The 13,362-nt window shown below is 42.3% G+C and carries 12 protein-coding genes; 9 read left to right on the plus strand and 3 right to left on the minus strand.

Annotation, left to right across the window (positions count from 1 at the left end):
• Positions 1-94 precede the first annotated feature (94 nt).
• Positions 95-967: an SMP-30/gluconolactonase/LRE family protein gene (locus ACZ5O6_RS05660; RefSeq protein ID WP_447090854.1), complete on the minus strand. Its 873-nt coding sequence runs from the start codon at positions 965-967 to the stop codon at positions 95-97.
• A 292-nt stretch (positions 968-1,259) separates the two neighbouring features.
• Positions 1,260-2,282, minus strand: a complete 1,023-nt coding sequence (locus tag ACZ5O6_RS05665; RefSeq protein ID WP_447090855.1) for a LacI family DNA-binding transcriptional regulator — start codon at positions 2,280-2,282, stop codon at positions 1,260-1,262.
• 440 nt (positions 2,283-2,722) lie between these two features.
• On the opposite strand from ACZ5O6_RS05665, the gene ndk reads away from it, so the two are divergent.
• The 9 genes from ndk to der all read left to right on the plus strand — a co-directional run bounded on the left by ndk (position 2,723) and on the right by der (position 12,485).
• Positions 2,723-3,148 (plus strand): nucleoside-diphosphate kinase, encoded by a 426-nt coding sequence (gene ndk / locus ACZ5O6_RS05670; protein ID WP_447090856.1) that lies wholly within the window; start codon positions 2,723-2,725, stop codon positions 3,146-3,148.
• Between the two features lie 94 nt (positions 3,149-3,242).
• The gene (gene rlmN / locus ACZ5O6_RS05675; RefSeq protein ID WP_447090857.1) at positions 3,243-4,424 is read left to right on the plus strand and encodes a dual-specificity RNA methyltransferase RlmN; all 1,182 of its coding nucleotides are present in this window, start codon (positions 3,243-3,245) and stop codon (positions 4,422-4,424) included.
• 39 nt (positions 4,425-4,463) lie between these two features.
• Positions 4,464-5,234 (plus strand): type IV pilus biogenesis/stability protein PilW, encoded by a 771-nt coding sequence (gene pilW, locus ACZ5O6_RS05680; protein ID WP_447090858.1) that lies wholly within the window; start codon positions 4,464-4,466, stop codon positions 5,232-5,234.
• Positions 5,235-5,253: 19 nt separating this feature from the next.
• Positions 5,254-6,426, plus strand: coding sequence for a RodZ domain-containing protein (locus tag ACZ5O6_RS05685; RefSeq protein WP_447090859.1), 1,173 nt, complete (start codon positions 5,254-5,256; stop codon positions 6,424-6,426).
• Positions 6,427-6,450: 24 nt separating this feature from the next.
• Positions 6,451-7,563, plus strand: a complete 1,113-nt coding sequence (ispG, locus tag ACZ5O6_RS05690) for a flavodoxin-dependent (E)-4-hydroxy-3-methylbut-2-enyl-diphosphate synthase (RefSeq protein ID WP_447090860.1) — start codon at positions 6,451-6,453, stop codon at positions 7,561-7,563.
• A gap of 62 nt (positions 7,564-7,625) precedes the next feature.
• The gene (gene hisS / locus ACZ5O6_RS05695; protein WP_447090861.1) at positions 7,626-8,891 is read left to right on the plus strand and encodes a histidine--tRNA ligase; all 1,266 of its coding nucleotides are present in this window, start codon (positions 7,626-7,628) and stop codon (positions 8,889-8,891) included.
• A 77-nt stretch (positions 8,892-8,968) separates the two neighbouring features.
• The gene (locus ACZ5O6_RS05700) at positions 8,969-9,637 is read left to right on the plus strand and encodes a YfgM family protein (protein ID WP_447090862.1); all 669 of its coding nucleotides are present in this window, start codon (positions 8,969-8,971) and stop codon (positions 9,635-9,637) included.
• A 2-nt stretch (positions 9,638-9,639) separates the two neighbouring features.
• Complete coding sequence (bamB, locus tag ACZ5O6_RS05705; RefSeq protein ID WP_447090863.1) at positions 9,640-10,842, plus strand: outer membrane protein assembly factor BamB; 1,203 nt, start codon at positions 9,640-9,642, stop codon at positions 10,840-10,842.
• A gap of 176 nt (positions 10,843-11,018) precedes the next feature.
• Complete coding sequence (gene der / locus ACZ5O6_RS05710; RefSeq protein ID WP_447090864.1) at positions 11,019-12,485, plus strand: ribosome biogenesis GTPase Der; 1,467 nt, start codon at positions 11,019-11,021, stop codon at positions 12,483-12,485.
• Positions 12,486-12,743: 258 nt separating this feature from the next.
• Here der and ACZ5O6_RS05715 read toward each other — a convergent pair whose 3' ends face one another.
• A complete protein-coding gene (locus tag ACZ5O6_RS05715) occupies positions 12,744-13,094 on the minus strand; it encodes a hypothetical protein (RefSeq protein WP_447090866.1) in 351 nt (116 codons plus the stop codon).
• Between the last annotated feature and the right edge of the window lie 268 nt (positions 13,095-13,362).

Here is a 13,362-nt window from a genome sequence, read left to right on the forward strand (position 1 = left end):
AACTTGCGGAAATTTGCTAATTTAGTTTTTAATTAGCTTTCCGCATTGCTTGCTGTGGATATCATCAATGTGCGCTTATAGTTCACATTCATGTTCACCCAGAAAAGTAGTTTGCTTTTAAGCCTTTCGCTCCCACGTTAGTGGATAAAATACATCCTGTCATTGATTGTTTTTTCGTTAAGTATTTATCGTAGCCTGTGCCGTTAGTTGCAATATATAAGGTATCAAGGTTCTCTCCACCAAAAGTGCAATGCATGACATTGGGTGCAAGAATGGCTATTTTCTCTATACGCGTGCCTTGTGGGTCGTAGCAGCTAATACAGCCGCCGCCTACGTGGCATACCCATAAGTTATCTTCGCTATCAACGCATAATCCATGCGGTTGCCCCTCGGACTTTGAAATTCGACAAAAGACATCTGTCGATATCGGCTGCAATTCTTCGTTAAGTTGTGTCGCATAAATGTGCTGCCCGTTTTTAGTGCTCTGATACAACGTTTTACCGTCGCGAGAGAATGCGGGTTCCGCAGCAGACTCGATACCATCATGGCTAAAGCGATCGAGTGATAGTCCGGGTGACAGCTGATAAACGTGGCTTTGCCTTTGGCCATTGTTCGATATGCTACTGCTAGCCCAGTAGTTACCTTTGGCATCGGCTATTCCGCCGGTCGACTGGTAGTTGCTTAAAAAGGGTTCAGGTTTTGATATGTAGGACACTTTGCGTGTTTTAATGTCAAAAAAACCAATGCCGTCTTTCAATGTGGCGATAAAGCCATTTTTAATGCTTGGAGAAAGGCTAAGAATGGGGCGGTCAAGCTCGCAGTGGGTAACCACTTTTGACAGCTCATGATATTGATATAGTTTTTGCTGGTTGTGCTCAATCCAAAATAAAGAAGACTGAGTGTCAATCCACACTGGTTGGCCGTTACAACTGTTTTCTATATAAACAACGGTCTCAATGTTACTCATGGTTGGTTTGTCGCCTATTGTTCGTCAGCACTTGAAGACTGGTGCATATTTTTTGTTATATCCATTAGTGTGTAGTGGTAAATCATATACATAAAGTCAACGGGCTTTAGATCACGAGTGTTCGTGATACCAATGGCTTTATTGTTGGCATAATGTGCGATTGTTCGCTGTTGATCTCCCCAAGAGATTGCTGATCCTGCGGCAATATTCCTAAATGATGATTTAGGTGTCACGCAGTATATTGGAAACGTTTACATTCGGTCAAATGACTTCTCGTGTCAAGCCTTTTTGATTAAGAGGAAGGAGATGCAGTTGATTCGCGTAGTATTAGTTGGTGTTTTAGCGGTGAGGATATTTCTGAGTAATCATCGTTAGTTGATTGATATGAGGTGTCAATTTTGGCACACAATTGTTGAATGGCTTGTGTTGCTATATCTGCGAGAGGAAGCTCTACTGTACTAAGAGGCGGACTCGTTCTTGCAGAGTAGCGAATGTTGTTGAATCCAATCACTGAGATGTCATCGGGGACTATTCGGCCTTGCTGCTTGAGTAAGGGCAGTATGTCGATAGCAATGTCATCATCGGTACAAAATAGAGCAGTTACCGCCGGGGAGGCGTATAACACACGCTCTACCAGCTTTTCTATATTACTTGGGCTTTGACAAGCATAGAGCACTTGCTGTGTTTTTAGCCCCGCAGATTCTATGGCTGCTTTATAACCGCCAACCCTGTGTATATAAGTGCTGTTAACATCTTCTGGAGTAACGCAGGTAATGTTTTCATGTCCAAGTGTTAGTAGGTGCTGAGTGGCACTCTGAGCGGCTTGGTAATTATCTAAATTGATATGCGAATAGGGGGTGTCAGGTATTGTGCTATTGCTGCTATCGATAAAAATAATGGGTAGTTCATCAATAATACTTCTTGAGGCTTGATGAATATGTGGGAGGTCGGTCATTAGAATAATGCCGTCCGCCTGTTTGCTGTCGAGCATATCCTGATAATATTTGATGGTAAGGTGTGTACTACTGCTTTCTTTTATGAAGACGTCATAGCCGCTCGACTGGGCAATATGGGTAATAATATGAGTAAAGTTCTCATAAATAGGGTTGCCTATATTATCAACGACAACAACGATCAGCCCTGACTTTCCTCGCCGAAAGTTTTGAGCGAGTGTATTTGGTTTGTAATTAATCTGGTTGACCGCACGCTTTACGTTTTCATAGGTGTCATTTTTCAGTAAGTCTGGCTTACTAAAATAACGAGATACGGTGGCGATTGAGACGCCAGCAATTTCTGCGACTTTCTTAATTGACATCTAGTTGAGGCCCTTTGGGCGGCATTGTCTAGCTAGCGAAGGCTTGCTCTTCTATCGTTTGCCTAAGTATCAACTCTTTTGACTATAAATGTAAAATATAATTGACAAATAATGATTTTTTGTCACCGTTTTCAACAGGATGGCATCGTAGACTGTTTGTCGAGCTAAAAGCCGTGCTTTGTTAGCTTTCCCTTCCTCTAAAATATAGTTTACTTTGTAAAATAAACACAGACCGCTTTACGCTTAATTTAAGCAGTGAGTAGGTGTCAATGCATGTGTTTTGGGTAATAGGGTCGAGTCTTGCTGGCTTCAGACATTTAAATGCTCTTTACTATTGCTGTCATAGTTATAAATCCTTAGAATGGCGACCGCCGAAGGGTGGCTGTGTTGTTTGTGGCTTTCCCATCTATTCATTTATTGTTTACTAAAGAGAGAATCCTGTGACTGTTCAACGCACACTATCAATTATCAAGCCAGATGCCGTTGCTAAAAATGTAATTGGTGAAATCATTGCTCGTTTTGAGCAAGCAAACCTAACGGTTGTTGCTGCTAAAATGTTGCATTTATCAAAAGAGCAGGCCGAAGGCTTCTATGCTGAGCATAAAGAAAGACCTTTTTTTGGTGCTTTAGTAGAGTTTATGACATCAGGCCCTGTTGTTGTTCAGGTTTTAGAAGGCGAAGACGCTGTTATTAAAAACCGTGACTTAATGGGTGCGACTAACCCACAAGAAGCAGAAGCAGGAACTATTCGCTCTGATTTCGCACAATCAATCGATGCAAATGCGGTTCATGGTTCAGACTCGCCTGAATCAGCAGCACGTGAAGTATCTTACTTTTTTGAGAGCAGCGAAATCTGCCCGCGTTAATTGATATAGGGTAGCTTCCTGCTTCCTGTTTGGGAAGCTACCATTGACATCTGTCATCTCATACTCGTTAACTGAGTACTACTTGAGAACCATTATGACCTCAGCTTCCGCTGTTGATAATCATCCCTCAGACGCTATTTTGCCGACTAAAACTAATTTATTGGGTCTGTCAGCAGAAAAATTAGTGGCCTTTTTCGATTCAATCGGCGAAAAGAAATTTCGTGCAACCCAAGTTCAAAAGTGGATACATCAAAACGGTGTTGATGACTTTGACGCGATGTCTAACATTAGTAAATCATTGCGTGAAAAATTGAATGAAATCGCAGAAATACGAGCCCCTAAAGTTATTAAACAGCTAGATTCTAAAGACGGCACTAGGAAGTTCTTAATTGAGGTTGCAGGTGATAATGTCGTCGAAACGGTGTTTATACCTGACGGAGAGAGAGGTACGCTGTGTGTTTCATCGCAAGTAGGTTGCTCTCTGGATTGTAGCTTTTGTGCGACAGGTAAGCAGGGATTTAACCGAGATTTAACAGCAGCAGAAATTATTGGTCAGGTCTGGATTGCCGCTAAATCGTATGGCCAACTTGACCCTAAGGCCAGTCGTACGGTGACGAATGTTGTCATGATGGGAATGGGCGAGCCGTTACTTAATTTTGAAAATGTCGTCGATTCAATGAACTTAATGATGGATGATAATGCCTACGGCTTATCTAAGCGTCGAGTGACGTTAAGCACATCGGGCGTTGTTCCTGCGTTAGATCGACTAGGTGAGTATACGGATGCTAGTTTAGCCATTTCACTGCATGCGCCTAATGATGCTTTGCGTAATGAATTGGTACCTATCAATAAAAAGTACCCCATTGCTGTTTTACTTGATTCTGCTACACGCTATATCACTGGTTTGCCGGATAATCGCCGAAAAATAACGATCGAATATACTCTTATTGATCAAGTTAACGATCGACCGCATCATGCTTATGAGTTAGCGGAACTTTTACGGGAAATACCTGTCAAGATCAACCTGATACCTTTCAATCCTTTCTCGTTAGTAAATTATAAGCGGGTTAGCAATAATGCCTTGCGGGCATTTCAAAACATCTTGATTCAGGAAGGGTTTACCACCACGGTTAGAACCACGAGGGGTGATGATATTGATGCTGCCTGTGGGCAACTAGCGGGTGACATTAACGATCGTACATCTCGTAGTGCGCGTTATTTAGAAAAAGCTCAAAAGGAAAAGGAAGAAGAAAGACCTATTAAATGGTCACCCTAACGGTATTCTTGATAGATAATTATTATAAGAGGCACATCTGTGTTTACTCGTTTTTTTCGAATTAGTTTTTTATTGATCATTTCGCTCACAATGGTTGCTTGTGTAACAACCACTACGGGTAACGCACCGCCGCCAAACCCCGAAAAAGCCTATAACGCGCATCTTAACTTGGGCTTAACCTACTTACAGAAGGATAATCGAGAAGCGTCCCGGCGTCACTTGGAGCGAGCATTAAGCCTAAAGCCTAAATCGCCGGCTGCTCATAATGGCTTAGGGATGTTATATCAGCTTACGGGAGAAACGGAGCTTGCTGAAAAGTCCTTTACTCGTGCGCTTAAAGAGGATCCTAATTTTTCTCGAGGTAATGTGAGTTACGGTCGGTTTTTATTTGAGGAGGGCCGCTATCAAGAGGCTTATAATTACTTCGAAAAAGCGACACAGGATGTCTCTTTTGAACAGCGTGCTTTAGCTCTTGCTTATTTGGGGCAAACAGCACTTAAGTTGAATAAAAAGGTTAAGGCAAAAGCGTTATTTGAACAGTCGACAAATATCGATAATCGTCTTTCTTTGCCGCTTATCGAGTTAGCTGAGATTTACTTTAATGAACAAGACTACGCGAATGCTAAACAAAGCTTGGATGATTATATGGAAATTGCTGGTCGTACTGCAAAAAGCTTGTGGTTAGGTATTCGTATAGAGCGCATTTTTGGGAATAAAGATAGGGAAGCCAGCTATGCATTGGCACTACGTAATCTTCACCCGTACTCGCAAGAATATCTTGAATACAAAAAAGCATTAAATAATAACTAATAAAATAGGTGTTGTTAGCATGAATAGCCCAGAGAGCGGTGCGCTTGCCGGTAAAAATCGACTGACAGCAGGGCAGGCTTTATCAGAGCGTCGAGAAAAGCTCGGCCTGACTATTGAAGAATGTGCAGAAGCTCTCAAACTGTCAGTCAGTAAAATGAAGGCAATTGAAGCGGATAATGAGGCACCTTTCCCATCAGAAACTTTTTTACGCGGTTATTTAAAAAATTATGCGAAATTAGTCGATCTTCCTGCTGACGATATTCTTTATTACTTTGATGCACAGCGACAAGAGCAGGTGAGTGATGTTGAAGACGGTCATTCAGGGCCTATTCAAAAGCACAACATCAAAGGCCTCCCTTATTTGTTTGCAATCATTGTTGTTCTTTTGTGGTTCGCTGTATCACACCAGCATGACCTGTTAACTTATTGGAAAACGTTTCAAACTCAGGGTGATACCGGCGCAATGGAACTTGAAGAAGAAAATGCTTCTTCGTTTGCTGTGGCAAAAGAAAAAGCAGAGGAAGAGCGCGCGAGCCCTAGTGTGTTATTGCTGCCTGATGATGAATCAGGTGATGCTGATATTTCTCAGAGTGACGGCCTATTAAATGAAGATCTGCTGCAAGAATTAAATAATACTATTGATACTGATGTCATTAATGGCAGTAAACTAGAAAGTAATTCTGAATCAAATCAGTCTGATAGTGTAGAACAAGGCGACGCTATTGATGCCTTGTTATTACCTGCAACGAGCGATACTAAGGTCTTCAATAATGAACTTAATTTGGATCGTAACAATCCTTCTTCTGTTAATGTAACGGGTAGGGTAGAGCCTCTGGCTACTCAACGGGTAGAGCGCATTACTGCCGATAATATAGAAAATAATGCTATTGATGCTTCAACTATCAATTCTAGCGCCGAATTACCGTCTTTATCTGTTGAGCCCTCTTTGATCAAAGATCTGCTTCATTTTACTTTTTTAGAAGAATGTTGGGTCGAAGTGATTGATGCTACCAATCGCAAAATTGTTTCCAGTATTCGTAAAGCCAATACAAAATTACAAGTTGAGGGACGCTCCCCATTTTCGATTACTTTAGGCAATATTAATGGAACTACTCTTCGTTTTAATGACGAGGCGGTAGCATTAGTTAATAGCGCCGATGGTCGGACGCTACGACTGACCGTAGGCGGTTAACCTCTATAAAGAAGAGTTATTTCTATGCATTCCCATTCTCCGATTCAACGTCGTCAATCTCGCCAAATTATGGTGGGCAATGTTCCTGTCGGTGGTGATGCACCGATTAGCGTACAGAGTATGACTAATACCGAAACGACCGACGTCGATGCAACGGTTGGCCAAATTCAAGCCATTCAGCAAGCGGGCGCCGATATTGTGCGGGTCTCGGTGCCGAGCATGGAAGCGGCTGAAGCTTTCGGTGAAATTCGTAAACAAGTAAATGTGCCATTGGTAGCGGATATTCATTTTGACTACCGTATTGCACTGCGTGTTGCTGATTTAGGTGTAGACTGTTTAAGAATTAATCCGGGAAATATCGGTAGAGAAAAGCGTATTCTTGCCGTTGTTGAAAAAGCCCGAGATTTAGGTATCCCTATTCGTATCGGTGTCAATGCGGGTTCTTTAGAAAAAGATTTGCAGAAGAAATATGGTGAGCCAACACCCGAAGCACTGGTTGAATCGGCAATGCGCCATGTTGATATTCTAGATCGGCTTAACTTTCCAGATTTTAAGGTGAGCGTCAAAGCATCCGATATTTTTATGGCTGTGGCGGCTTACCGGCAACTAGCGACAAAAATTGACCAGCCATTACATTTAGGTATCACTGAAGCAGGGGGCTTGCGCTCCGGTACGGTTAAGTCCTCTGTTGGCTTGGGTTTGTTGTTGATGGATGGCATCGGCGATACCATACGTGTGTCGCTGGCGGCTGACCCAGTACAAGAAGTTAAAGTAGCTTGGGATATGTTGCGTAGCTTGAAATTGCGCAGTAAAGGAATTAATTTTATTGCTTGTCCTAGCTGTTCACGCCAGAATTTTGATGTTATCTCCACCATGAATTCACTGGAAGAGCGCTTAGAGGATATTACCGTGCCTATGGATGTTGCTGTTATTGGCTGTGTAGTGAATGGGCCCGGCGAAGCCAAAGAAGTTGATTTAGGATTGACGGGCGGTACGCCAAATAACTTGTTGTACATTGATGGTAAGCCTAGTCAGAAACTCGGTCAAGATAGCTTAGTTGATGATTTAGAACGGCTGATTCGAGAAAAAGCTGAAGAAAAAGAGAAAGACTTAGAGAATATTATTGCTAAAGCATAAGAACGTTATCGCTTCCTTTAGTGATTAACCCCGCCTTTTAAAACACCGAGCAGGATATTACATTGAGCAAGATACAAGCTATTCGTGGTATGAATGACTTATTGCCACAGCACTCCGCTACTTGGCAATACCTTGAGTCTACCGTTTCATCTGTTCTTGATCTTTATCGCTACCAAGAAATTCGTTTTCCTATTATGGAAAATACCGATTTGTTCAAACGCTCTATTGGTGAAGTCACCGATATTGTTGAAAAAGAAATGTATACATTCGCCGATCGTAACGGCGATAGTGTGACCTTACGTCCAGAAGGTACTGCATCTTGTGTGCGAGCGTGCGAACAGCATGGTTTACTTTATAATCAAACGCAGAAGCTCTGGTATCACGGCCCAATGTTTCGTTATGAGAGACCTCAAAAAGGTCGATTGCGACAATTTCATCAGATTGGCGTAGAAACTTTCGGCTTTAATGGCCCCGATATAGATGCAGAGCTTTTACTATTAACCGCGCGCCTATGGCGTATGCTGGGAATAGATGAGGCGGTGACGCTTGAGCTGAACTCACTAGGTACCTCTGAATCTCGTGCAAGTTATAAAGCGGCACTGATTGCTTTTTTAGAGCCCTTAAAAGAGCAACTTGATGCCGATAGCCAGCGCCGTTTAACGAGTAATCCTCTGCGTATTCTCGATAGTAAAAACCCTGACACTCAAGCACTGTTAAACGATGCTCCACAGCTACACGACTTCATCGAAGACGAAGCAAAAGAGCACTTTGAGCAACTATGCCATATCCTCGATGAAGCGGGGGTCAGTTATCATGTCAATCAACGCCTTGTAAGAGGTTTAGATTATTATGACTATACCGTTTTTGAGTGGATCACTGATAAATTGGGAGCACAAGGAACAGTATGTGCCGGTGGTCGTTACAATGGCTTAGTTGAACAATTAGGTGGAAAACCAATACCCGCAGTGGGTTTTGCAATGGGTGTCGAGCGTTTGGTGTTATTGCTAGAAACCCTAGACGCAGTACCGGATAGTATCCGGTCTGTGCCGGATGTGTATATTGTCTCAGTGGGTGATGTGATGCCATATTCTTTGGCTGTCGCTGAGCAATTGCGCGATCAACTGCCCGCGTTATTAGTGTCTAGCCATTTTGGTGGAGGCAGTTTTAAAAACCAAATGAAAAAAGCCGACAAAAGCGGGGCATCTATTGCGTTGATTGTAGGTGAAGATGAAAAGCAGCAACAATGCATTACGGTTAAATACTTACGAGATCAAAAAAGCCAGCAAACGCTTAGTTTGGATGCACTTATTTCGCTATTAAGCGAATAAATATGGCAGAATGGCGGTTTTTATTGTTTTTAAAATAATCATGCGTGTTATCGCGTTATTGACCAAGGAGATAACCAGTGGCTGACCACTTAACCGAAGAAGAACAACTAGAACAGTTAAAAACATGGTGGAAAGAAAATGGCCTTTCATTAATTGCCGCTGTTTTAGTGGGGCTTATTGCCTATTTTGGCTTTCAATGGTGGCAAAACCATCAGCAGCAACAAGCAGAGCAGGCATCCGCTTTATATGAGCAACTGATTGAATCGATTCAAGCGAACCCAGCTAGTGGTAATGCAGTATCAGAAGAAAACAAAAAAACGGCTTTGTACTTAGCTGAACAGTTACGAACAGATTACACCGGCTCGCTTTATGCTGTTAATGCCAGTCTTTTTGCAGCAAAAATCGCAGTAGAAGAAAATGATTTAGCAGCCGCAGAATCATCGCTTAAGTGGGCAGTGGACAATAGTCGTGATGCAATGCAAGGCATTGCCTCTTTACGCCTTGCACGTTTGTACTTAGCAAAAGAGCAATACGATGAAGCGCTGGCCTTAGTGAATACTGACATTGAGTCATTACAGTCAATGAATGCTGAACTACGGGGAGATATTTTGCTCGCTAAAAACGATGTTGAAGGTGCGAAAGCAGCTTATCAAGAGGCATTAGATAGTGTCGGTGAAACCACCAGCTTTAGACGTCAATTGCTACCGATTAAAATCGCTAACCTATCGGCTAGTGGAGAATCATAATAATGCGTGCTTTTGTATTGGCTGTTGCCTTAGTGAGCTTATCGGCTTGTTCTTGGTTTAAAGAAAAAGTCGAGACCCCCGAAAAGCTGATGAAGCATGCAAATAATGTGGAGCTTAAAACTCGCTGGACAAAAACGGTGGGCGATGGCCTTGGTGAGTTGTATCACATTGTTAAACCGGCAATTACATTAGATACGGTATATGCCAATGATGTATATGGTCGGGTTTATGCTTTCAATCGAGAAACGGGAAAGCGCAAATGGCAGTCCAATATCGGTGTTGATGTAGCCTCTGGTGTTGGGCTCGGTGAAGGCGTCATTTATATTGGTTCTCTAGAAGGTGATGTGATAGCGCTAAGCCAGTTAGATGGTAGTGAGTTGTGGCGAACCAATATTGCGAGCGAGATATTAGCGCCCCCACAAACCAATGGGAGTGTGCTGGTTGTTCAAACGAATGAAGGGAAGCTATTTGGCTTAAATGCGAATACCGGCGAATTTTTGTGGCGATATGAAGCAAAACTCCCTTTATTGACATTAAGAGGCACGGCGACCCCGCAATTGTTTGGCAATAACCTAATTACTGGATTTGCTAATGGTAAAATAGCGGCGCTTTCTGCTGCTGATGGTGTGCTGTTTTGGGAAAGACGTGTTGCTTATCCTCAAGGTATCACGGATGTTGAGCGAGTGGTTGATGTCGATGGTAGCCCTGTCGTTAGTGGAAATACGGTCTATTCTACGAGTTTTAATGGTTATCTTACGGCTATAGCACCCAATGGCCGTGTGCGTTGGACGCAAAAAGTATCGAGTCATCATTCTCCGTTGGTTGTTGATGGGCGGGTTTTTGTGACTGCTGCTGATGGTGTTTTACATAGCTTTGATGCAGAAACGGGCTTGCCCCTGTGGAACAATAACTTACTGTTATATCGTAAACTTTCTGCCCCACAAAACTTATCAGGCTTTGTTGTTGTAGGAGATTATCGCGGCTATCTACACGTCTTTGATCCTGAACTAGGTGTGATTATTGGGCGCGCGCGATTTGATAAAGATGGGATTCGTTCACCCATGGTGTCTGATGGCAGCTACCTTTATGTGTTAGGCAATGATGGGGAGTTAAGCTCAACAGCGGTCTTTTTACGGGGTTCTCGTGAATCTTTAGAAAAGCTAAAAGCGGAAGAAGAAGCTGAACGTCGTAAAATTAAAGATTAGCATTTGCTGATATTCTTAGTACACTCCTTACGCTAAATGAGCACGCTAATTGAACAGTGCTCATTTAGCGTGAAAATATCTTACTTTTCAGTCAGTAAAACCTTTTGTCAGTATCACTTTTGCTGTAAAAAACTTATACTCCTCTTTTTAAAATCCCTCCTTAATAGACGAACACTATGCTTCCTGTTATAGCCTTGGTTGGCCGCCCTAATGTTGGAAAGTCGACATTATTTAACCGCTTAACTCGCCGGCGAGATGCCATTGTTGCTGATTTTGCTGGTTTAACCCGCGACCGCCAATACGGCGAAGTGCAATGGCAAGAAAATCGCTTTATCTGTATTGATACCGGTGGACTTAGCGGCGATGAAGAGGGTATTGATAGCGCTATGGCTGAGCAATCCTTGATTGCTATCGAAGAGGCAGACCTTGTACTTTTTTTAGTGGACTGCAAAGCAGGTTTACTCCCTTCAGATATGGCAATTGCTAAACATTTACGCACCACTCAAAAACAGGTGCTTGTTGTTGCTAATAAAGTGGATGGACATGATCCTGATGTGGTTATCGCACCATTTTATGAAATGGGCTTAGGTGATATTCATGCAACGACTGCGACACACGGGCGTGGTGTTAACTTACTCATGCAGGAGGTAGTGAAATTTCTCCCCGAACCTGAGCAAATGGGTGACGTTGATATACAAGATGCGATGGATGTCACCGGCGATGGTACAACTGACGAAGCGCACTTAGCAGAACAGGATGATATAGCCGGTATTAAAATGGCCATAGTAGGGCGGCCTAATGTTGGCAAGTCAACCTTGGTTAACCGTATGCTGGGTGAAGAGCGTGTGGTTGTTTATGATGAAGCAGGTACAACACGCGACAGTATTTATATTCATTATGAGCGTCATGGAAAGCCTTACACCATTATTGATACGGCCGGTATTCGCCGCAGAAAAAACATTAACCTTGCCGTTGAAAAATTCTCCATTGTAAAAACGCTGCAATCAATTGATGATGCTAATGTTGTCGTTTTGCTCATTGATGCGAGCGAAGGGGTTGTTGATCAAGATTTACACCTAATGGGGCATGTTATTGAATCAGGACGTGCTTTAGTCGTGGCTTTAAACAAGTGGGATGGTTTAGAGTCTGAATTTAAAGAATATGTAAAAAATGAATTAGAACGTCGTTTGCGGTTTGTAGATTTTGCCGACATTCATTTTATTTCGGCCTTACATGGTACCGGTGTTGGAGGTTTATATAAGTCTATTGAAAAAGCCTTTGCCTCAGCAACTGATCGTTTTAGCACTAATCATCTCACTAATATCTTACATATGGCAGTAAAAGAACATCAGCCACCTGTGGTAAGAGGCCATAGAATTAAACTGCGTTATGCGCATGCAGGTGGGCATAATCCTCCCATTATTGTTATCCATGGCAATCAAACTTCCAATATCCCCGGACATTATGTACGCTATCTGGAAAAAACCTTTCGACGCGTTTTAGACCTCCACGGCACGCCGATTAAATTACAGTTTAGAACGTCAGATAATCCATTTTCGAATACGGAATTAACGGATAAGCAGCGTATTCGTCAGCGTCGTTTAGCAACGTCTCGGGCTCATCAAAAAGATAAAAAAAGTTAACAGCGCAATAGTTAAAGCAGATATTTAACGGAATAACGATGATATTAATCACGATTTTAATAGTTTTATTTGTTAGCTTATTTTTGTTGGTGGTTCTTGCTGAAAAATTCGGCAAGCATCATTCGGAAGCCTCTGTTTCTAAACTTAGCCGTTGGATTTTTCCATTGTTGTTATTACTCTTATTGCTTCAAGGGCTACGTTATATTCTGTAGCACTTTGGATATTTTTTACGTGTTTTATCACGAAGGGCACTCAACTTTATTGTTGCAGTGAGAGGTGTGTGAATTCACATTGCCAGCCCCTATCTTTTAGCCGCAACGCTATAGCTGCTGCGCTGTTTTTACAGGCATCTAGCGTGCGTTGTGAATCCCATAAAACGATAGTCTCTTCCTCATTATGCTGCCAACTCACTTGGCAGGATGATGGTTGTGCTGATTCTAATGGTTGGCTCACCGTAATATTTTTTTGTTGATAACCTAGCTCGCAGTAGTAGCGGCTATGCTTTTTCTCTGTAGGTAATGTTGTGCCAGAAAATAGTGCTTCTGAGTGTGGGCCAATAAAGGTAATACAGGCTAAACAACTCGTATAAAAAGGGTGTTTTATGGTCATATCTCACTCCCGTATTACCATTATTTTCATAATGCTCAGGCTTTTGTGGCGCGATAATTGAGTAAAGTTGCAAATTTTAGCGACACTATTATTCTCTAAATATAGCAGTACGGAGATAAAAAGATGGATTGTTTAGTTATGGATAACATCGAAAAATAGATGGGAAGGGATAAGCCAATTATATAGCGGCGTACGAGACAGGGCTCACCAATGATTACTGGAAGTAAAGTAAAAATGGCTGAAAACGGTGAATATATTACTTGAAACC

The organism is Eionea flava (assembly GCF_055393785.1).